Origin of the sequence: Chloroflexus aurantiacus J-10-fl (assembly GCF_000018865.1) — a bacterium.
Lineage (GTDB): Bacteria > Chloroflexota > Chloroflexia > Chloroflexales > Chloroflexaceae > Chloroflexus > Chloroflexus aurantiacus.
This window is the reverse complement of record NC_010175.1, coordinates 3,287,454-3,308,729: the sequence shown is the minus strand read 5'-3', so window position 1 is coordinate 3,308,729 and position 21,276 is coordinate 3,287,454. Positions and strand designations below refer to the sequence as shown.

The window sequence follows — 21,276 nt, the reverse complement described above, 5'->3', positions numbered from 1 at the left end:
CAAACATCGCCTTGTCTAGTTCTTGTCGTATTATAATGCAAGCAGGATACCGCCAACGCGCTGCGTCATTCAGCAGGATTATGTATGCTCACAACAATTTTACCCGATGTGTACCAGCTACGTCTGCCACTCCCCTTTGCCCTCAACCATGTTAATGTATATCTGCTCCGCGATCCACAGGGATGGACGGTCGTCGATACCGGCTTACATACACCCGCCGGCGAAGCTGCCTGGCAAGAGGCATGGACTGCGCTCAACCTCGACCCGGCTCAGATTCATACAATTGTCTTGACCCATTTCCACCCTGATCACTTTGGGATGGCCGGCTGGCTCCATCACCATTCCGGTGCCCGGGTACTGCTGGCCCCACGGGAAATCGAACTGGCCCAGGAAGTCTGGGTACAGCGAGCCGATCACGACGACCCCAGTTTACGCCATTTTCTCCGTCATGGTATGCCCGCCGATCTGGTCGATAAAGTCGTCGGTGCCATTGCCGGATTGCGGGCTGCGACCCGACCGCACCCACCCCTGACCCCCCTGCCACCCGGTAGCCAGGTAACGATGGGGGGGCGTTCTTTTGTCGCTATTCATGCCCCTGGCCATAGTGATGGGCAGTTAATCTTCTACGCAGCCGATGAGCGGCTGGCTCTGGTTGGTGATCAGGTGCTACTCAAAATCACGCCTCATATTGGCGTCTGGCCGGAAAGTGAACCCGATCCGTTACGGAAATATCTGGCCTCGCTGGCTGAACTGGCGACGCTGAAGGTCGATCTGGCCCTTCCCGGTCATGGCAAACCGATCACAGAGTGGAAGACGCGCATTAGTGAATTACAGGTGCATCACCACGAGCGATTAGCCGCTATGCTCGCCGCAGTGCGTAACGGTGCCGACACTGCCTTTGCCGTGGCGCAACGGGTATTCGATGTTGAGCGCTTCACCCCACACGAAGCTCGCTTTGCCATCGCTGAAACCATTGCCCACCTCGAAATGATGGTTGTCGATGGTTTACTGCAACGCCATGACGACGAACTGGTACGGTACACACTGTAAGACCACGTTCGCCAATCTGTAATCTACGCTCGTTAAGCGTACCTCAACGCATATGGTACCCTGCACATGCCATTCAGAATGATGGCTATCGGCAAGGCGCCCCTATGCGTTGGATAGATTCGTCAACTATCGTCATTGGAACGTGCATCATTGCACTCGCTGGCATCTTCGTTGCACCACCAATCACCATCCTGGCGTTGGTGGTCTGTATCGCCATGCTGCTTTGGGAACGGTATCATTTTGTCAAGGCTACCCGTACCCTCATCACCCACCTGCGCCGCAATCCAATTGAAACGAAACTGGAAGTAGGCACCGGTGTATGGGGCGAATTGTGTCATACGCTGAATCGCCTCTTGCAACAATGGCGTACCGAACAGCACCTGCAACGGCTCCAGCTCACCCAGCCGGCACTGCGACAGATCGATCCGCTCAGCCTCCATCCACCGGTCTCCGGCATGATCACACCTGTTGCAGTACTGGCGATTGGACGCCTTACCATCACCGATCCCCTCACCGAAGCACAGGCGCGCTTCGCACTGATCCGCGAACAGATCGCGCCACATCAGGCGCTGATCGAGTGGCGTCACGATCACCTCCTCCTGATCTTCGGGATTTTACACGCCGATACCGACCCGATGAAACAGGCGATCTCGTTCATCTCGGCTACTGTCCACGCCGCGCAAACTGTCGGTCTATCACTCCCACCACTCAGCCTGAGCAGTGGCCTGGGCCGGATCGGCGTCGTGCCCGTTCTGGGGCTGCATTTCAGCGGCGAACCACTGGAGCAGGTAAGCGTGCTGATCCGCCAGACTCCGCCGGGAATGATAACCTGTAACGATGAAGCCTATTTCCACTTGCGTCGCCTCGGCCTGCTCCCACTGAGCACCTTTCAATCAACGACCATCGGTCGTGGATACGCCCTGACTGTCACTGAACTCGCCGGGCAACGAAACGCAGAATCGTGATCGCATCCTTGCGTTTTACAACAGCCCGACGTATAATATTTCTACGTATCACTCCGACCAAGCCCCGTCGAATGGCGCGCCGCCGCTTCTGCGCAGGGATTTTTCATGGAAGAGCTTAATCATGCCGGCAACAACACAAACGAAGACATTCGCCAACCTGATCTAAACGACCTGCTCGACCGTGGCGATCAGGCACTGATGGAACAGATTCTACGCGATCCGACTCACGCCTATCGCAACCTCAAACACGGCGACACGGTCGACGGTCGTATTATGCAGATTAATCGCGACGAGATTCTGGTTGACATCGGTGCCAAGGCCGAAGGCGTCATTCCAAGTCGAGAGATGCAGACCCTCAGCGAGGAGGATCGCGCTGCACTTAAAGTAGGCGACACAATCCTGGTCTTTGTGGTGCAATCGGAAGATAAGGAAGGTCGGGCAATTCTCTCGATTGACAAGGCCCGTCAGGAAAAGAGCTGGCGTGCATTGCAAGAGTGTTACGAGCGCGGCGATATTATCTATGCCCGCGTGAAAAACTACAATAAAGGTGGTCTCCTCGTCGATCTCGACGGTGTGCGCGGCTTTGTACCGGCATCCCAGGTGTCGAGCATTAGTCGCGTCTCGGAGACGCAAAAACAATCCGAGATGGCACGACTGGTGAACGTGGAGCTGCCGCTGAAGGTGATCGAGATTAATCGCAACCGCAACCGGCTCATCCTGTCGGAACGCCAGGCCCTGGTCGAAACGCGGGAGTCGAAGAAGGATGAGTTGCTCACATCGCTGCGTGAAGGTGATGTGCGCGACGGTGTCGTCTCTTCGGTGTGCGACTTTGGTGTCTTCGTTGACATTGGCGGCGCTGATGGCCTGGTTCATCTCTCGGAAATCTCGTGGTCACGGGTCAAACATCCTGGCGAAGTGTTGAAAGTCGGCGATAAAGTCAAGGTCGCTATTCTCAACATCGACCACGAGCGGAAACGGATTGCGCTGTCGATCAAACGCACGCAGAGTGAGCCGTGGACGCGAGTAGCCGAACGCTATCAGCTTGGTCAGATTGTGGAAGGCACAATCACCCAACTGGCTTCGTTCGGAGCTTTTGCTCGCATTGAAGACGGGGTCGAGGGGCTGATCCATATCTCTGAAATGGGAGATGAACGGATTCAGCATCCACGTGAGGTGTTGAGTGAAGGTCAGGTCGTACAGGCGCGCATTATTCGGATTGATCCCGCCCGTAAACGGATGGGGTTAAGTCTGCGCCTGCACGCCGAACCAACTGAGAGTAGCGAGAAAGAGGAAAATCCCGATTAACGGCTATAACGAACCGATCAGGATGGCGCTCCTGGTCGGTGTTTCAGATAAAACAACGGGTGTTGTTCGCTATCCCCGGTCTGTCAAAGCCTGATAATCGTTTCCTCCTATTGAGTGAGCGGAGAATCATATGTCTGACCTCTACAGCAAATTTACCAAGCGCGCCAAGCAAGTGCTGCAACTGGCAGCCGAGGAAGCACGTGCGTTCAATCACCCATACATTGGTACCGAGCATATTTTGCTGGGCTTGATCCGCGAAAGTGAAGGGATTGCTGCGCGCGTCCTCGATGAGCTGGGTGTGAAATTGCCCCAGGCCCGTAGTGCGGTCGAGTTTATCGTTGGCCCTGGCGAAAGCACAATGGTTACCGACCAGGAGCTGACGGCACGGGCGCAGAAGGTGATTAAGTATGCTATCGAAGAGGCGAATCGCCTCAACCATCACTACATCGGCACCGAGCATCTGCTGCTGGGGTTGGTGCGCAACGGTGAGGGGGTGGCAACCGGTGTCCTCGATATTCTCGGTGTCTCCCTCGAACAGGTGCGCAATCAGGTAATGCGTGTCTTGCGCCACGGCACAGCCGGCGCAACTGCTGAAGGACGGACTGCTCCCGGTACGACGCCGACGCAGCGGCAGTCGAAGACCCCGTATCTCGACGCACTGGGTACCGATTTGACCGAGATGGCCGAGCAGGGTCGTCTCGACCCCATCATTGGCCGCCAACACGAGATCGAGCGCGTCATTCAGATTCTCTCACGCCGCACGAAGAACAATCCGGCCCTGATTGGTGAACCGGGTGTCGGTAAGACAGCCATCGTCGAGGGCCTCGCCCAGCGCATCGTTCAGGGTGATGTGCCAGATAGCATTAAGGGCAAGCGAGTTGTTACGCTCGACATGGGTGCGCTGGTTGCCGGTACCAAGTACCGTGGTCAATTTGAAGAGCGGTTGAAGCGCGTGATCGACGAGATCAAGGAGTCGCGCTGTATTCTCTTTATCGATGAGTTCCACACCATCATCGGTGCCGGTGGCGCAGAAGGGACGCTCGATGCGGCCAACATCCTCAAGCCCGCTCTGTCGCGTGGAGAGTTGCAAACCATCGGGGCCACAACCCTCGATGAGTACCGCAAGTATATCGAGCGTGACGCCGCTCTGGAACGCCGCTTCCAGCCGGTGATGGTTGATGAGCCGTCGATTGAAGATACCATCCAGATTTTGCGCGGGATCAAGTCGCGCTACGAGGATTTCCATCAGTTGCAGATCAGTGACGAGGCGATCCGGGCAGCGGCAGTACTCTCGGCACGCTACGTCCCTGACCGCCAGCTCCCCGATAAGGCGATTGACCTGATTGACGAAGCGGCGTCACGGGTACGCATGTACCGCTCGGCGACACCGCCGCGCCTGCGCGATGCCCTGCGTGGCCTGGAGGCGCTGCGCAAAGAGCGCGAAGCCGCCCTCGAAGATCAGCAGTTTGAACTTGCCAACGATCTGCGCGAGCGCGAAGAGCGTATGCTCAGCCGCATCCAGGAGATCGAGGCCGAGCTGGGTACCCGCAGCGACGAACGCTACGAGCGCCCATACGTCACCGAAGAAGACATTGCCGAGGTCGTTGGCATGTGGACGGGCGTGCCCGTGACCCGGCTGACCGGTAATGAAACCCAGCGCCTGATGCAGATGGAGGAGTTCCTCCATAGCCGGATCGTCGGTCAGCACGAAGCCATCGTCACCATCTCGAAAGCCGTGCGTCGCGCCCGTGCCGGCCTGAAAGACCCGAAGCGCCCAATCGGAAGCTTCATCTTCCTCGGCCCAACCGGTGTCGGCAAGACCGAGCTGGCCAAGGCACTGGCCGAGTTTATGTTCGGCACCGAAGAGGCGCTGATCAAGATCGACATGTCAGAGTTCCAGGAGCGCCACACGACCTCGCGCCTGGTTGGCTCGCCGCCCGGCTACATCGGCTACGGCGAAGGTGGTCAACTGACCGATGCCGTGCGCCGGAAGCCGTACAGTGTCGTGCTGTTTGATGAAATCGAAAAGGCGCACCCCGATGCCTTCAACCTGCTGCTCCAGGTGCTGGAGGATGGTCATCTGACCGATGGTAAAGGGCGACGGGTCGACTTCCGCAATACCATCATCATCATGACCAGCAACGTCGGCACCGAACACATTCGCCGCGCATCGCGGATTGGGTTTGGTAGCAACGCCGCCGAGATCGATCAGAACGATATGCGGCGCAAGGTGGATGAAGCGCTCAGAATGCTCTTCCGGCCAGAGTTCCTCAACCGGATCGACGCGACCATCATCTTCCACCCGCTCACCACCGAGGAGATTCAATCGATCACCCGGCTCATGCTCAAGCGTGTCCAGACCCAGCTCGACGAGCACCAGATCAAGCTGGAGGTGCAACCCGACGCCCTCGAATTCCTGGCCCGCCGCGGCTACGATCCGGCGTTCGGTGCCCGCCCCTTGCGCCGGGTGATCACCAACCTGATCGAAGACCCGCTGGCGGAGGGGCTGCTCTCTGGTCAGTTCCGCGACGGCGATACAGTTATCGTCGATACCTTTGAGGATCAGTTGCGCCTCCGTTCACAACGCGAGATCGACCAGGAACACGTCGAGGAAAGCCCGGCACTTGCCTGAGCGGTAAGGTAGAGACGAAGCGAGGAGCCGTAGAGGCTCCTCGCTTTGGGTTTGGTGAACTCTTGCTTTTCACGGCTGGCCTGGCGCGCTTGCACCGCAAAATGTGCCAGGCCATCCCTACTCCCGTTCCTGCCCCCCCTCACCACCAGAACCCAACAACGCCCCCAACAGCGCCGCTCGCCCGACCATTCCCACCAGCCTGCCTTCTTCATCAACCACCGGCAAACGCTTGATACGCCGTTCGATCATCAGCTCAACGGCACTGATAATCGGCGTGTCGGGATTCACCGTCAGCACCGGGCTGGTCATCACTGCTGCCGCCGTCAGATTCTTGAGCGCCAGCTCCAGCTCTGGCGGACGGGCACCGCCACCGATCCAGACCGCAAAGCGCTGTAACAATCCCGGTGCTACCGGACGAGCCGCCCGGCGGAGAATATCACCGTCGCTGATGATACCGACGACACGCCGATTCTGATCGACAACAACCACCCGCCGTCGGGGTGTCGAAAGAATACGGTCGAGTGTCTCAGCGAGGGGCGTTTCCGGTGTAACTGTCGGTACATCGCGAATCATGACCTCTCCAACGGTTTTGGCAGTGGTGAGTATTGAACCCGGCAGAACCTCACTGCTTGAGGCGAACGTATTCGCCACCGTCTGCAACAGATCGGATCGGCTCAACATCCCAACCAGGCGTCCGGCTTCATCAACTACCGGTAAGCGCTTGTGATCATGCTCTGTCATGAGCAGGGCAGCCTGGGTAAGCGAAGCTGTCGCAGGAATGGTAGTAGGGTTGGGGGTCATTACATCAGCGGCCCGTTCGGGACGAGCAGCCACTGCTGCCAGATGAGCCGCACGCTCGGCGCCGGGTAGTAACTGCTGCAAATGCAGTGGCAACTGGCTCACCCCACGCTGGAGCAGATCGGCATCAGTAACAATACCGATCACACGACGTTCGGCATCAACCACCGGCATTGCCCGCAAACCGCGTTCGAGTAGCAGACGTACCAGCTCGCCTACCGATGTTTCGGATGTGACGGAGATAACGTCGTGATTCATCACATCGGCTACCCTGAGATGAGCAGGAAGAGCACTTCCAGTCCGCCTCGCTACCTTCACGACCTGCACCGGCGAAAGCACGATCAAACCCTCTTGCACCAGCTCGCTAAGTTTGGGCAACAACCGTTGTAAGCGGTCACTCCGATCAATGCAGGTGATCACCAACGGCAACCGGCTTGGAATATCAACCAGGAGATCGCTGTGAAAGACCCCGTGGGTACCGTACCCCCCAGCCCCACGAAACACGGTCACCCCCGGTGCACCGGCAGCCCGCAGCGTATCGACAATACGGGAAGCGACGGTACGGCCTTGCAAGCTATCTCCCTCATCGATGTAAATCCAGAGTTGTTGAGTCACGGTCTGCTCCATTGGAGACCTCCTCTCTGCTAGCCACCAAACCACCGACCTAAGCCGACGCCGATGATAACGGCAATCAGGCCGCCGACAACGCTTCCTACCATGTAGCCTATTGCGGGCAGCCAGTTCCCACTGCTCAACAGACTGAAACTCTCATAGCCAAAGGTTGAGAAGGTAGTAAAACCGCCCAAGAGACCGGTAACCAGCATCAAACGTACCGGCTCACTCAGCGTCAATCGCGTGGAGATGAGCGTTAACAATAATCCGATCCCCAGACAACCGAGCAGATTGATGATGAAGGTACCGTAAGGCCATGCCGTACCAAACCGCTGAGCAGCCCACAGACCGATGCCGTAGCGCAGGTTGGCACCGATAGCTGCCCCCAGGGCAATCGCCAATATGTTGTTCATCAGTCCAGTTCTTTTCTCAAAGCAGAACCCAACAAAGCTACTTGTATTGTACGCCGATTTGTCAACTACGACTATGCCAAACACGCAGTAGGGGCGGGTTCCCAACCCGCCCCCTATGATCTCCCCCACCGCCGTGGATACAACTTCCCGACCGGATGGCCCATAACCCACGGTTCGGCGTAGGGGCGGGTTCCCAACCCGCCCAACCCTCCCCCCGACCTGAATACAACTTCCCGACCGGATTACCCATAACCCACGGTTCGGCGCAAGGACGGGTTCCCAACCCGCCCAACCCTCCCCACCGCCGTGGATACGGCTTCCCGACCAGATCGACTGTAGGGGCGGGTTTGGAACCCGCCCCTACAAAACCCGCCCCTACGGAATCCGTCTATCCGCATCACGACGAGTGACGTATCGTCTCACCAGGCACTATGTTCGTGTGTACACAAAACCGGTTCCCGAACACCCGATCATCGCCTCCAAAGACCGTGCCTTACGCCAAACCCAACCTATGCGCGCAACTCGCTAAAAGTGCGGGAAGGGAAATCCTCTCATCCCTCCCCGCACGAACAGCGCAGGCTTACGCCCGCACCTCCTGGCGCTGAAACAGAATGTAACCGACCGCAAACAACACAATCGTCGCTGCAATGAGGCCAGTCGCGTGCGGCCACGTGAGCAGAATGCTTTGCATGGCCGGCAATGGTGTGCCAGGAATGGCATTGTGCAACTGGATCGGCAAGATCAAGCCCAACGCCCGCACAGTCGGATTGAGCATCGCCAGCGCCACCTCCGAGAAGAGGGTGTTGGGCGAGATACGGGTCAGCATCAGTTCGAGCTGAATCTGGTTGATCAGCGCCTGTGTATCACCGGGAGGTACCGGTTGCAAGGTGCGCGCCAGCAGACTCGACAGAATCCCCCAGAATACGGTGAAGAACAGCCAGACCGCAATCGCGGCCAACGCTGCGGTGGCCGGCTGGCGAAAGATGATCGAGAAGAGCATTGCCAGCGCCAACCAGATACCACCGTAAAAGATGGTCACCAGCAAAAACCAGAAGATACGCAGCGTCTCTTCACCGGTTGGCGGTACCCCCAACTGGAGCAAGCCCATCCCGATGATCAACAACCAGATCGCTGACAATGCCAGGGCCAGGGTGCCTAAACCGGCCAGAAACTTACCCAGCAGAAGCGCATCACGGTAGATCGGTTGCGCCAGAACCTTCGACAACGTGCGCTGGTTGAACTCACCATTCACCGAGTCAAAGGCCAGCGCAATCGCGAGCAGTGGCACCAGCAGACCCAGAAAGCCGACAAACGCCGGCAAAGGATCACGCGCCGTTGTGAAGAGGCGCAAGAACAGGAACTCATCACCACTACCGGTACCGGCACGCAAGTTTTGCGCTGCTGCGTAGACAGTGCCAAAGGCGGTGAGTAAGATTAACGCCTCCAGAATCAGCATCCGCACACTGGTCAGGTAGTCGGCCATCTCTTTCGCTACCACCGCCCACAGCCCCGTCCACGGTGAACCCTCACGTTGCTGCCGGGCCGTTGCCATGCTAAGCTGTCGCTGCATAGGCTGCTCCTTTCTGGAAGTAGCGGGCATAGACCTCATCAAGACCCGGTGTGTCGATGCTTAAACCGAGTAAGCGTCCACCGGCCTCCACCACTTTACGGGCAATCTCTGCCCGCACATCAGTACGGGCTTCGACATTGTAAAAGCGCGTACCGTCCTGGGCCACGTTCAACACATCAGGGAGTTCACGCAGAGCCGGCGCCACCGCCTCACCGCCCTCTACCTCCAGGTGAATGCGGTAGGCTCCACCAAGCACGCGCTGCGCCAGCTCACTGACTGTCCCTTCCAACACCATCCGGCCTTTGTGGAACAGGCCAACCCGATCACATACCGCCTGTACCTGTTGCAGCAAGTGGGATGAGAGCAGCATCGTAATCCCACTCTCCTTCAATTTCCGGATCAGGTCGAGGAATTCGCGCACTGCCTCCGGGTCGAGCGCCAGTGTCGGCTCGTCCATAATGATCAGTTGTGGTTGCTTGATCAGCACCTCTGCCACCCCTAAACGCTGGCGCATACCTCGCGAGAAGGTCTTCACCCGCCGATCAGCAACATTGCTCAGACCAACCTGCTCAAGCGCTGTGGCAATACGCTTGCTCATCTCCGGCTCACGCATGCCATTCAGCTTTGCGATGTAGTTCAGATTTTCGCGTGCTGTCAGGTTATCGTAAAAGCCAACCTGGTCGGGCAGATAGCCAACCCGCGCCTTGACACTCAACGGTTGCCGGGCCGGGTCTAAGCCCAACACCCGCACACTACCGCTGGTTGGCTCAGTCAAGCCGAGCAGCATCAGAATCGTGGTGGTCTTACCGGCACCATTCGGGCCGAGCAGACCAAAAATTTCACCTTTACGCACAGTCAGATTGAGGCCGTCAACGGCAGTGAATGTACCGTACTGTTTGGTCAGATCACGGCACTCAACCACAACCTCTGCCATAACACCACCTCCCGGCTAGATTTGCACTGGTCGTCTCGTGCAGCAACAAAGGGATGGCAACGGTGAGCCGTCACCATCCCCACCTGCTAGCGCCGTCCGAACCGCATCACTGCCACGCCAACCCCAACCACAGCAACAGCGATCAGGGCAATGCCAACCAGCCCCCACAGCGTCGAGGTCAGCACAGTGAAGCGGAACTCACTGGTTGCGGCAGCGGCATCAGCCGGGCGAGCGGTAAAGGTCACCAGATAGTCGCCGGCAATTGCCTGGTTCGAGGGCTGCACCTTCGCCGTGACTTCAACTACCTGATCGGTAGCCAGTTCTGGAATCTGCTTCGGCTCAAACTCAACCGTCCAGCCAACAGGTGGCGAAGCGCTCAACTCAATGTTCCGGGCCGGCGCACTACCATTATTGCTTACCACCAGCTTCACCTCAGTCTGTTCGCCAATGCGCGCTTCACCCGACAACCGACCATCAGGGGTCGTCAGGAGCAGTTGTGGTTGACCGGTAATATCGGCGACCAGGCGTGTGGTTGCCTGCAAATCACCACCACGGGCCAGAATACCGATCTCATAGGTACCGGCAGGAACATCAGTCAGCGCACGAACCTCAACACTCAAATTCTTCGACTCATTGGGGCCGAATGGCACACTGGTAATGCTCTGACCGGAGAGTTTGAAATCGACCTGGAAACCGCGCGGTGCTTCGGCGAGCAGACTGACTGGCACCTCCTCAGTGCTCTCATTCTTGAGGGTCACATTGTAGCGGAAGGTTGTGCTCGGCGAACCACGCAGTGTGGGCAGATCAACGTTGAACGACAGACCGGCTGGATTGGTCGTCTTCTCCTTGAGGGTCAGGGCAATCGGAAGCGTTACCTCTTGCGAGACACCGGTGGCAACCGCCAGCATCTGGTACTCACCGGCCTTCACATCGGCAGGGGGTTCAATCCGCAGATCAAACGTCGCATTGTTGTTCGGCTCAACATACGCCGACTGGATCACCCGGCCATCACCGCGGAACGTTGCCGTCCAGCCATTGGGCACATTCCGCAGACCAAGCCGCACGATTTGGGGAGTCGTCTCCGTACCAAGCGTCAGCTTGAACGTCACCGTATCACCAACTGTAGCTTCTTGTGAAGGATAACGAGTATAAAAGAAGAGATTCCGCTGGCCTTCCTGTGCCATCGCCGGCGCTGCACCAGCAACAATCAGAAGCGCCAGCATCACAAGTACGCTAATGATGCGAAGCGTGCGCATCGTTCACCTCTCTTACTACTGACACCTGATCATCTGTCGCGGTGACCCGCTCAATTGTGAGAACATAGAGAATGATGATTAGAAGAAGATTAGCGGAGTGTTAGTGTTGTCTATGAGAAGACAGGAGATAGGAGGTAGAAGATAGGAGATAGGAGATAGGAGGTAGGAGGTAGAAGATAGGAGGTAGGAGATAAGAGTGTAGAAGAAGAGAGTGCAGGGAGATTGTGGGTTGGGTTTTGGGCCATCCATCATTCACCCACTCACAGATAACGATGGACCAGCTAATGTGATACATATATCGCGCACAACACCTGTCACCTGTCGTGTGATGCTATAAGTAGAACTTATTTCATAAAAAGTTGTACTGTCGCGCTCTAATAACTATAACTATCTCCGGTGCCATCACGTACTGGATTGGTTGCCTTGCTCGCTCATCATCCACGTGTGGCGTAGTTTGGAGTGCGGCAGCCATGCTGCCGCGCCAGCCGTGCTCACGATCTGGCGCGTGTAACGTCGTTGACCCGGCTGGTCACGCGGATGCCGGGTGTGCTCGTCATGAACATCGAATCGAGTGGCAATGAATAAGATGCCTTCTCGTAGATGTTTTTTGAAATAGGTTCTAGTCCACTTCTGAGTACAGCGGTGAGGTTTGGCATAGCGGCAGGTCTGACAAGGGTGGACACGAGCGGTTGTAGAGACCGGTACAGCACGCAGTTGCAAACCAGGCGCAGAATAATTATCTGACGTCAAATCCGGTTTACAAGAGCTTGTTTCATAAAAACCCATGCTGTCGTGCTCTTTGCCTGTCACACAGGCGAATGAACTCTTGTCAATCACCCACGACAGCATATCCTGCTCCCAGGCTGCCGGTATGGTAATAAGGAGGGCTGACAACCATCGACGGTTCTATCACACGCTGGATTGGTTGCCTTACCCGCTTGTCATGCACGTGTCGCGACGTTTGGAGTGCGGCACCATGGCTGCCGCAGCAGCCGTACTCACGATCCGGTGCGTGGCATGCCGTTGACCCTGCCGGAATTGCGGATACTGTGTGTGCTCGCCACAACCATAGAGTCTGTCAGTAATGAGTTGAGATAGCTTCTATGTAGATATTTTTTGAAATAAGTGCTAAAATTCATCGCCCATAATCGCACCATCATGCTGACAGTGACATGAGCGCGGATACGGAGAACAGAGTTTCCGCTGCGCACGCAGTGAGATCACACACCGACGAGGACACAGTTTCCAGGCCGGGTTGCTCGTGGCGCACGTTTGGCCGTGCGGAAGTCACGCTTTCGCATCCACTGCACGCACTGGCGGGTACAGGTCGTAGCGCGGGTCGGGATCGGTACGTGAGCCTGGTGACGGTGCATCTTGTTAGTCAAGATTTGACATAGCCACCATGATCAACACAGCGTTCCGTCAGCAATTCGGTACATCTGACCCACGCACGCTCAACTGCTAGCCATGCTTTGTCAGCGCATACTCCCACAGCTGATGTGGTGCAACATGAGGCGATGTGGATCGACTGAAGAGGATGTGCACAGGGAGAGTGTGCAAATGGCGCTGCAATGCTTCACGTGAGAGCGCATGAACTGACTGCGGATACAACCTAAACCGGTAAAACAGATGGTAATCAAGGATACCAAGCCGCTTGCCAAGCCAGTATAAGCGTCGACGCAACTGTATACGATACATCCAGCGTATATGGTGACAAACATTGAAAAAGATCAGACCACCTGGTTTGAGCACACGAGTGAATTCAGAAACGATCTGAAATAGAGCGTAGCGGTCTGGAATATGCTGGAAAACCCCAAATGAAAAGACAAGATCGATACTGTTATCCGGTAGATCAATGCGATCTCGCTGTGTAACGAAAAACTGTGCCCGGTCGAGGTCTTTGTGTAAATTTCGCGCTTTCTGTATTAGCGCTTCCGAGACATCGTACCCAACGTATTCATCAAACCACGCGCAGAACGCAGGTGCCAGCCGTCCGATTCCACACCCAAAATCAAGCACCCGGTGAAACTGCTGCGGATAACCGAGTTGAGAAATTTCCCGACGCAAATCCTCGACCTGAACATAGCCAGTCTGCCAGAAAGCTGGCAAATCCCAGTCGCTTTTACCGGTCATTGCCCAAAAGGGATTGAGCTTACCCAACGCATCCCACTGCTGACGATTGATATTCATCAGACCCCCCATTTTATAATAAAGAGGTAACCATGGGCGATTGTGGCATAAAGAGAAGTATTATCCGCCCCCATAACACTTTAGCGTGTGTAATCAATCATTGCATCTCGTATGACGAGCAGGGAATTGGAATATTTCCCGATCTGAAGGTGGGGTTTTTCGTGTACATTGGGGGCATATAGCTTATCTTAAAAATATCTTACAACTATAACCGCCAATCAGGCTTATTGCATAAAAGCTGTGCTGTCATGCATCCAGACTGTCACCCAGACTCACGAACGCTTGCCAATCACCACAGCCTGCCTATCCTGCTCCCAACACCTCGGTGTGGCAGCGAGCAGCGCTAGCGACCATCAATGCAATGGTGCCATCACCCGCCTGGCTAATCGCCTTGCCCGCACATCATGCGCGTATTGCATCGTGTGTGCGATATTCATGCTGCCGCAGCAGCCGTGCTCACGATCCGGTGCGTGGCGTGCCGTTGGCCTGCTCATCACGGGTATGCTGTGTGTCCTCGTCACGCTCATGTAGTCTGTAGCTTCTACATCTGTTGAAAAGAGCCATTGGCAAGCACGACATTGATGAGCACTCTCAGCAGGCAAATATCCCCTGTCGTAATGGTCTGGCTACGCTGAAGTCACTTTCAGTTTTGCCATGCTATACTACGTGTTATATGGAAGATAACAACTTTAACGTCAGAGGAGGCATGGGATGCAGCAAATCAGCGTAGACGAGGCAGCCGGGCAACTGGCCAGTCTGATCGATGCTGCGGTACGCGGCGAAGTCATCTTGATAACGACCGACGATCACCATGTCGTTCGATTGGTTCCGGTCAAACAGGTCAGACAGCCACGTCGTCCTGGTAGTGCCAGAGGTATGATCCGTATGACGGATGACTTCGATGCGCCGCTGGAAGATTTTCAGGAATATACAGTGTGAAACTACTGCTCGACACTCACAGTTTCATTTGGTTCATAGAAGATAACCTGTCCCTCAGTCTCCGTGCTCGTACATTGATTGAGGAGCCAACCAGTGAAGTGCTTCTCAGTGTGGCGAGCGTTTGGGAGATGGCTATCAAAGTCAGCCTGGGGCGGCTTCAATTGAGCCAGCCCTTCGAGCTGTTTATACCCCATCAACTGCTACTGAACGATATTACTCTGCTCGACATCACTCTCAATCACACTCTGAAGATTGCAACGTTACCATTTCATCATCGCGATCCGTTTGATCGTCTGCTGATTGCGTAAGGTCTGGTTGAAGGAATTCCAATCATTAGTGCCGATAGTATTTTCGATATGTATGGCATGAGTCGGCTCTGGTAGGGTGAAGAATGAGCCTGACCAGTAAGACATCTATCTGGAGTCGTTGTAACGAAACCGGATGTTAGCCAGTATACTTAAAGCGTATTATGCCGCGTTGCGTAGAGCAAAGCTCTACTCCAAGGCCAGAACCTATTTCAAAAATGTCTGCTTACGCTAGAATGGCGGTATGAGCAGACATGACCTCACCGACGACCAATAGGCGGTGATCGAACCGCTCATCCCCAAGAAAAAAAGCACACGGGGTCGTCCATGCACCAACGACCGACGGACACTCTGAACGACACGCTGTCTGTGATGCACACGGGCTGTGCCTGGGCAGACCTGCCAAAGGAGTACGGGGCACCCAGCACCTGCTGGCGACGATTGCACGAGTGGTCGCAGGACGAGACGTGGGAGCGCAGCTGGCGCACCCGCTTGAGCCACCGCGATGCCGACGGCAAGCTGGCGTGGGCACAGGCGTTGCTGGACGGCAGCGTCGTTCCGGCGAACAAGGGGGCCATGGCGGAGGCAAAACGAAGGTTGGCAACGGCTCGAAGGTGATGATCGTGGTCGATGGCAACGGCGTGCCCATCGGCCTGCACATGGACAGCGCACAACCGCACGAACGCACCCTGGCTGAACCGACGGTGCAGAGCATTCGTGTTCTACGCAGACGCGGTCGGCCCACCACGCGACCGAAAGCATTGGTAGCAGATAAAGCCTACGATAGCGCCGAGGTTCGCCGGACCCTGCGTCGGCGAGGGATCACACCCACCATTTCACCTATTGGGCGGCCCAACCGCACGTACCCCAAGCGCGGGCATCCGATTCGTGCCGGCACACGCTACCGGCAACACTGGAAGGTCGAGCGTTGCTTCGGTTGGATGGACAATTGCCGTCGGTTGGTAGTGCGCTATGACTGTCATCTGCATATCTATCGTGCGTTTTGTCTCGTCGCTATCATTCTGTGGTGTATTGACCGAATTTTGAAATGAGTTCTAGATAAAATATACTCATCACGTAGAATGTAGAGCAAGACTTATGTAGTTGTAGAGGAATGCTATGATCAATACCAATGCCTGGGATGTATTTATATCATACGCTAGCGAAGATAGAGAAACGGTTGCAGCGCCACTCGCTGAGGCATTACGCGTTAATGGATTGCGAGTTTGGTACGACCAGTTTGAACTCACTCCAGGGAAGCAATTATTACAATCCATTGACGAAGGGTTGCGAGAGTCGCGATTTGGAATAGTTGTATTATCACCCCATTTTTTCGCAAAAGAATGGCCTCTGCGTGAACTGGCAGGACTGTATACACGATCTATCCAGGAAGGTCAAAAACCTTTTATTATACCAATATGGTATCAACTCAATGTATCTGAAATAGCAAGATACTCTCCGCTCCTTAGCAATATCATCGCAATCCCATGGGACAGTGGCATTGAAATCGTTGTTCAAAAGATACTTTCCGTAATCAATGCAGGCCGTGTTGCAAATCCAGATCAACAATACATCAGAGTATTATCAGAGGTTTACAATACCCTTCACCACGAAGATATTGATGAAGAAATAAAACGTATACTTGCAATGTATCCTCTCCATCTTATCCAGCAAGCACTTGAGGCACTTTTACGTAAAAACGATTTACGATCTACAGTTCGTGCGAAAGCGTTTTCAATACTATGCAAACATCAAATCAGCAGAACCGAAATCATTAATGAAATATTGGCAAGTACAAACACATCCTTACTCAAAGAAATTATCACCATCCTATCGAGCACTAACATAATGCTGTCGAAAGAGCAAATTCACATTCTTCTGAGCAATCCCCACCTTCCTCGCTCTACAACTGGTCTTGGATCAATAATCCGACGAATTATTCAGCAAGATACGACCTACTCCTCCGAAGTATTTTTGCCAGCGGCAAAACATCCATCCTGGGAAGTTAAATATGACTGTATTCGATCAATTATCCGAGTTAATGATAAAGAAACGCTACGAGTTTTACTACCATTTTCCACAATGAGTTATTGGAAGGCACGGCGAACAATCGTTGAATACATTCGTGAGCGGATTCAACGAGGAGACTTAAATGCTGATGATAGACAGATTGCCGAACAGATTCTGTTGCAGATATGCTCAGACGGCAAAACGGCCGAAAAAACACCTACTATGAGATTAGCAAGAGAAACGTTAGCAACTCTTCAGGGAAAAACATTAAAACATACTAATAATCCTGTTATTTCAATTTTATTCATATCTAGTGATCCAACAGACACGGATAGACTTCGACTAGGTGCCGAAATTCGTGAACTACAGGAGCGATTACAATTGTCTAAATTGCGAGATTGTTTTATACTACATCAGCGCATGGCTGTTCGACCAATCGATATCATTCAAGCACTCCTTGATCTAGAACCACAAATTGTACATTTTTCTGGACATGGTAACGCTCGTGGAGCATTATACTTAGAAGATCGACAAGGAAAAGCACTACCTGTTGAACCGGAAGCGCTTGCAGCTCTCTTTAAACAATTCTCTAATCAAGTACGTTGTGTCATCTTGAATGCGTGTTATTCTGAAACACAAGCAAAAGCAATCTCGCAACACATCGAATATGTGATTGGCATGGATCATACCATCAGCGATGAGGCTGCGATTGCATTTTCTGTCGGTTTCTATCAGGGACTGGGAAGTGGTCGAACCATTGAAGAGTCCTACCACCTTGGCTGTGTTCATATCCATCTACATGGACTACCAGAACATCTCACTCCGGTATTGTTGAAGCGGGTATAGACCACTCCCTCACCACCACCAGCAACCAAAAGCTAAACGCCAGATCAGGCCAGAAGTAGAAAGCGTCAACCAGACCATGCGTCAGCGCACCGGCCATCGTCGCCGCAACCCCAACTGCCAGCGCCAGCGAGGGTGCGTGCATTGGTACACGCACCATGCGCCAGGTTGCCCACCCCAGCCCCAGCAACAGCAACGGCCCGCCACGGAGCAGGAGATCGAGGATCAGATTATGGGGATGCGCAGTATACACCTCGTTGGTATCACGGAGCGCCGGGTCAATGTATTGCTGATAGACAACCAGAAACTGGTCGAGACCGATCCCCAATGGATGGTCGGCCAGCATTGCCAGGGCCGCGCGCCAGGTGGATAGGCGAATAGTGCTGCTGCCGGTGAGCAGACTCAAGCGCTCGATACCGAGCGCAGACAGCATAATCGCCATCAGCAGAACACCCACACCAGCCCCGATGATCAATCGATAACGGAGCCGGGGGGTAGCAGCAAAGAAGATCAAACACCCACCGGCAACCAGTGCTCCCAGGTAGGCGCCCCGCGAGAAGGAGACGGTCAACGCCGCTAATGCCAGCAACGCAATCCCGGCAAACGTCAACGCAAGCCACTGCCTGCGTTGCTGCCATGCTGCCCATGCCAGCGCTGCGGCTAACGGCCACACTCGCCCCATTGCCAGACCAAGATTGTTGGGATGACCGTACAAACCGGTCGCCCGCACAACGCCCTCAGTTGCAACCAGGTCAGTACCATGACCGATCTTCGTGCCGAAGAGTGGCACCAGATTGACACCGCCAACCTGCGCCAGCGCCACTAACGCCGAGACGGCACCAGCCGCCAGCCAGCCGATCAGGGCAGGATAGACCACTGCCCGCCCCTGCCGCTCGTGCCACCAGATCAAGGCCGCGAAGAGCAGCGGCTCAATGATCATCCAACGCAGCTCACGCAACGCAGGGCCGCGCATGTCGGCGATGATCACGCCCCAGATACCACCGATCAACACCAGCACTGCCGGCATCATTGCCCACACTGCTACCGGCAGTGCGGGCAATGCCGGCCAGCGCATACGCCGCCAATCGCGGATGAGCGTTGCGACTGCTGCGATGATCAGTGTAACTTCGTGCAACGGGAGATAAATGCCACTGTCGCGGATACCGAAACGGGAATCGAACAGACCCTTGGGCAGGAAGTACAACGGTACCGTGATCACTACCCAACGCAGCGCCAGATCAGGCCGGGCAATGCTGAGGCCGATAAAGGGCAACAGACCGATCATCGTCAACGGGAGTTGAGCTGAGGCACGATACGCAATCGCAAGAGTGATCCCCTGCAAGGCAAAGATGATCCACTCGCGGCGACTAGCAGCGATCTGTGACCAGCGAGCGATCAGGTGATCGAGCAGCGCGAGCGCTGTGCGCATGGTAAGTGCGCCAATGACCGCAATACCGGCAAATAAGAGCAGTGGCCCGTAGTCAGCCGGAAATTGCCAGGGAAGATCGCGCACAACCGCAAAGCCGGTCGGTGCCGATCCACCGCGCAGCTCGATAACGTGAGTAGTATCGGCCAACCCATGCACAGCATTTGCCTTCAGCGTGATCGCATCGCCATCGAGAAGCACCGTTGTCGGCGATCCACCGTAGAACTCCAGACCGGTACCGGCAAACCGAACACGCCAGCCATCAACTGTTCGCTCAACTGCCGGATGGCTCCAGTCGTGAACGCCAACGTGAGCGACAGGCGGCGCTTGCATATACGCTTGCACGATCTGGTACGATGACAAAAGCTGCCAGTCACGGCTGACCAGTGCGAAATAGGGGGTCGGATCGGCGGGGTCGGGTTCGGCATAGCCGCCATAACGCAGCATCCAGATATTCATCACCCCCATCCAGGGCCACTCGCGACGGGCGCGCTCAATCTGGGCAACCAGATATGCCCCCTTCGTCTGTTCATCAACCGGCGGCCCCCACACGAAACGACGTTCTGCCGGAATCGTATCTGGCGCAGCATTGTAGCCGAACTCAGTTACCCACACCGGCGTCGCGACATCACCGTGACGCTCCATTACCTCACGCAGCAAGACGACACGGCTGACGTCGTTGCGCGTATCAATAGGCCGGTGCCAGTTCCAGTTATCACGTCCTCGCAAGAAAACGTAGCGATGTTCGGTGGGTGGTTGACCAAGACCGTAATTCTGAGCTGCCATAATATCGAAGTAAGCAGCTCCTCCCAGACGATAGATTGCATCGAGATATTCAAGCTCAGTCATTGGCGCACGCGGATCAAGCCCATCCGTCGGCGCCAGACCGGGGAAGAGGACAACGGCATCAGGGTTGGCAGACTTCACCGCTTCATAACCAACCCGCAGCAGGGCAAGAAAATCTGCCGGTTTCGGCTCTTGCCAGCCCCATTCATTCTTAAGGTTCGGTTCGTTCCAGATTTGAAAGTAGGTTACCTTCCCCCGATAGCGCGTTACCAGCTCGGTCAGAAAGCGACCATAATCCGCCAGATCATCAGGCGGCCCGGTTGAGTTGCCATCAACTGCTAGCCCGGCCACAAATTCCGGCGTTGATCGTCCCTGCTCGCGCGCCCAATCGGGTGGCCGATCCACGCGCATAATCAACTCGATCCCGTGCGCTACCGCTGCATCTACAATGCGGTCGTACTTGGCCCAACTCGAAACAACCCCAATCGTTGCCTCGTTTCGCCGGTCGGTGAAATCACCCCGCCCGTGAATCTCAATATCTTCCCAGGGCACCTGCATGCGCACGTAGCGCGCACCCAGCGCACGCACCAGAGCAAAGGTACGGTCGGCAGCCGTTGGATCAGGTTCAAGGTGAAGATTAAAAACATTGACCCCCAATGCCGGGCCATCGGTGTACGGGAAGGGAGAGGAAATTGGCGACCGGGAAGCAATTCCGCGCAGCGCAGCATTATCAAGCCAGACGACAACACCGAGTGCAGCAGTCAGCAGCACTCCCAGACTACAGAGCAAGAACATGCGAAGAACGGTGTTGCGCCACATAGCGCGGAGAGTATAGTCGAGCAGATGTCTGATGTCAAGCAGGAGCGGTGAGGCGTAGTTGGGGAGGAAATAGGAGATAGAAGAGAGCAAATAGGAGGTAGAAGAGAGCAAATAGGAGATAGAAGAGAGCAAATAGGAGAAGGGAGCAAGTAGAAGCAGCAGTTTCTGCAACACGATCAGACGATGTGATGGCATGAGACGATCAGCGTTTTGAGGATACGCATCAGAAGCACGATTGCGACCTCTGGCTCATTGTGATAGCGCTGCACCGCTGTGTACTGGCGCTGGGCTATCCCCTGGGAGCGCGAGCCTCCGGCTCGCTCATCATCTTAAGCAAGCGTCTCCCCTCTCTTTATCCTCCGTGGCGCTGTAGTGCATCTCCCACCACTGCAACATCACAACCCCAGCACTGGGTTATCCCCT

The 21,276-nt window shown here is 55.3% G+C and carries 17 protein-coding genes; 9 read left to right on the top strand and 8 right to left on the bottom strand.

Annotated elements, in window-relative coordinates:
• Positions 1 to 84 precede the first annotated feature (84 nt).
• The 4 genes from CAUR_RS12985 to CAUR_RS12970 all read left to right on the top strand — a co-directional run bounded on the left by CAUR_RS12985 (position 85) and on the right by CAUR_RS12970 (position 5,952).
• Positions 85 to 1,050, top strand: a complete 966-nt coding sequence (locus CAUR_RS12985) for an MBL fold metallo-hydrolase (protein ID WP_012258336.1) — start codon at positions 85 to 87, stop codon at positions 1,048 to 1,050.
• A gap of 104 nt (positions 1,051 to 1,154) precedes the next feature.
• On the top strand, positions 1,155 to 2,015 hold the full coding sequence (locus CAUR_RS12980) for a phosphate regulon sensor protein PhoR (protein WP_012258335.1): 861 nt from the start codon (positions 1,155 to 1,157) through the stop codon (positions 2,013 to 2,015).
• Positions 2,016 to 2,120: 105 nt separating this feature from the next.
• Positions 2,121 to 3,320, top strand: coding sequence for a 30S ribosomal protein S1 (gene rpsA / locus CAUR_RS12975; protein WP_012258334.1), 1,200 nt, complete (start codon positions 2,121 to 2,123; stop codon positions 3,318 to 3,320).
• Positions 3,321 to 3,450: 130 nt separating this feature from the next.
• A complete protein-coding gene (locus tag CAUR_RS12970) occupies positions 3,451 to 5,952 on the top strand; it encodes an ATP-dependent Clp protease ATP-binding subunit (RefSeq protein WP_012258333.1) in 2,502 nt (833 codons plus the stop codon).
• 117 nt (positions 5,953 to 6,069) lie between these two features.
• Here the strand turns inward: CAUR_RS12970 and CAUR_RS12965 are convergent, their stop codons facing one another.
• The 7 genes from CAUR_RS12965 to CAUR_RS12935 form a co-directional block, all read right to left on the bottom strand.
• On the bottom strand, positions 6,070 to 7,377 hold the full coding sequence (locus CAUR_RS12965; RefSeq protein ID WP_012258332.1) for a DUF190 domain-containing protein: 1,308 nt from the start codon (positions 7,375 to 7,377) through the stop codon (positions 6,070 to 6,072).
• Between the two features lie 17 nt (positions 7,378 to 7,394).
• Positions 7,395 to 7,775, bottom strand: a complete 381-nt coding sequence (crcB, locus tag CAUR_RS12960) for a fluoride efflux transporter CrcB (RefSeq protein WP_012258331.1) — start codon at positions 7,773 to 7,775, stop codon at positions 7,395 to 7,397.
• Between the two features lie 580 nt (positions 7,776 to 8,355).
• A complete protein-coding gene (locus tag CAUR_RS12955) occupies positions 8,356 to 9,345 on the bottom strand; it encodes an ABC transporter permease (protein ID WP_012258330.1) in 990 nt (329 codons plus the stop codon).
• Positions 9,329 to 10,279: an ABC transporter ATP-binding protein gene (locus CAUR_RS12950; protein ID WP_012258329.1), complete on the bottom strand. Its 951-nt coding sequence runs from the start codon at positions 10,277 to 10,279 to the stop codon at positions 9,329 to 9,331. The genes CAUR_RS12955 and CAUR_RS12950 overlap by 17 nt, the downstream gene beginning before the upstream one ends.
• 86 nt (positions 10,280 to 10,365) lie before the next feature.
• On the bottom strand, positions 10,366 to 11,535 hold the full coding sequence (locus CAUR_RS12945) for a COG1470 family protein (RefSeq protein ID WP_012258328.1): 1,170 nt from the start codon (positions 11,533 to 11,535) through the stop codon (positions 10,366 to 10,368).
• A gap of 402 nt (positions 11,536 to 11,937) precedes the next feature.
• On the bottom strand, positions 11,938 to 12,384 hold the full coding sequence (locus CAUR_RS12940; protein WP_015909229.1) for a hypothetical protein: 447 nt from the start codon (positions 12,382 to 12,384) through the stop codon (positions 11,938 to 11,940).
• A 612-nt stretch (positions 12,385 to 12,996) separates the two neighbouring features.
• The gene (locus CAUR_RS12935; RefSeq protein ID WP_012258327.1) at positions 12,997 to 13,725 is read right to left on the bottom strand and encodes a class I SAM-dependent methyltransferase; all 729 of its coding nucleotides are present in this window, start codon (positions 13,723 to 13,725) and stop codon (positions 12,997 to 12,999) included.
• A gap of 711 nt (positions 13,726 to 14,436) precedes the next feature.
• Here CAUR_RS12935 and CAUR_RS12930 point away from each other — a divergent pair.
• The 5 genes from CAUR_RS12930 (at position 14,437) to CAUR_RS12910 (ending at position 17,825) form a co-directional block, all read left to right on the top strand.
• Positions 14,437 to 14,664 carry a type II toxin-antitoxin system Phd/YefM family antitoxin gene (locus CAUR_RS12930; protein WP_012258326.1) on the top strand — a complete coding sequence of 76 codons (228 nt, stop codon included), beginning with the start codon at positions 14,437 to 14,439 and terminating at the stop codon, positions 14,662 to 14,664.
• Positions 14,661 to 14,972, top strand: coding sequence for a type II toxin-antitoxin system VapC family toxin (locus tag CAUR_RS12925; protein ID WP_012258325.1), 312 nt, complete (start codon positions 14,661 to 14,663; stop codon positions 14,970 to 14,972). The genes CAUR_RS12930 and CAUR_RS12925 overlap by 4 nt, the downstream gene beginning before the upstream one ends.
• Positions 14,973 to 15,242: 270 nt before the next feature.
• Entirely contained in the window at positions 15,243 to 15,587 is a 345-nt protein-coding gene (locus CAUR_RS21915; RefSeq protein ID WP_353846948.1) for a transposase, read from the top strand.
• Entirely contained in the window at positions 15,494 to 16,021 is a 528-nt protein-coding gene (locus CAUR_RS12915; protein WP_157866446.1) for an IS5 family transposase, read from the top strand. The genes CAUR_RS21915 and CAUR_RS12915 overlap by 94 nt, the downstream gene beginning before the upstream one ends.
• 67 nt (positions 16,022 to 16,088) lie before the next feature.
• A complete protein-coding gene (locus tag CAUR_RS12910; protein ID WP_012258323.1) occupies positions 16,089 to 17,825 on the top strand; it encodes a TIR domain-containing protein in 1,737 nt (578 codons plus the stop codon).
• On the opposite strand, the gene CAUR_RS12905 is transcribed toward CAUR_RS12910, so the two are convergent.
• Positions 17,797 to 21,048, bottom strand: coding sequence for an O-antigen ligase family protein (locus tag CAUR_RS12905; protein WP_012258322.1), 3,252 nt, complete (start codon positions 21,046 to 21,048; stop codon positions 17,797 to 17,799). The two genes, CAUR_RS12910 and CAUR_RS12905, sit on opposite strands and share 29 nt — an antisense overlap.
• Positions 21,049 to 21,276: the final 228 nt, after the last annotated feature.

Coding starts and splice junctions, on each gene's coding strand:
- CAUR_RS12970 (WP_012258333.1), top strand. CDS start 3,451: ATGTCTGACCTCTACAGCAAATTTACCAAGCGCGCCAAGCAAGTGCTG.
- CAUR_RS12985 (WP_012258336.1), top strand. CDS start 85: ATGCTCACAACAATTTTACCCGATGTGTACCAGCTACGTCTGCCACTC.
- CAUR_RS12955 (WP_012258330.1), bottom strand. CDS start 9,345: ATGCAGCGACAGCTTAGCATGGCAACGGCCCGGCAGCAACGTGAGGGT.
- rpsA (WP_012258334.1), top strand. CDS start 2,121: ATGGAAGAGCTTAATCATGCCGGCAACAACACAAACGAAGACATTCGC.
- CAUR_RS12945 (WP_012258328.1), bottom strand. CDS start 11,535: ATGCGCACGCTTCGCATCATTAGCGTACTTGTGATGCTGGCGCTTCTG.
- CAUR_RS12950 (WP_012258329.1), bottom strand. CDS start 10,279: ATGGCAGAGGTTGTGGTTGAGTGCCGTGATCTGACCAAACAGTACGGT.
- CAUR_RS12980 (WP_012258335.1), top strand. CDS start 1,155: ATGCGTTGGATAGATTCGTCAACTATCGTCATTGGAACGTGCATCATT.
- CAUR_RS12910 (WP_012258323.1), top strand. CDS start 16,089: ATGATCAATACCAATGCCTGGGATGTATTTATATCATACGCTAGCGAA.
- CAUR_RS12905 (WP_012258322.1), bottom strand. CDS start 21,048: ATGCCATCACATCGTCTGATCGTGTTGCAGAAACTGCTGCTTCTACTT.
- CAUR_RS12935 (WP_012258327.1), bottom strand. CDS start 13,725: ATGAATATCAATCGTCAGCAGTGGGATGCGTTGGGTAAGCTCAATCCC.
- CAUR_RS12930 (WP_012258326.1), top strand. CDS start 14,437: ATGCAGCAAATCAGCGTAGACGAGGCAGCCGGGCAACTGGCCAGTCTG.
- crcB (WP_012258331.1), bottom strand. CDS start 7,775: ATGAACAACATATTGGCGATTGCCCTGGGGGCAGCTATCGGTGCCAAC.
- CAUR_RS12965 (WP_012258332.1), bottom strand. CDS start 7,377: ATGGAGCAGACCGTGACTCAACAACTCTGGATTTACATCGATGAGGGA.
- CAUR_RS12940 (WP_015909229.1), bottom strand. CDS start 12,384: ATGCTGTCGTGGGTGATTGACAAGAGTTCATTCGCCTGTGTGACAGGC.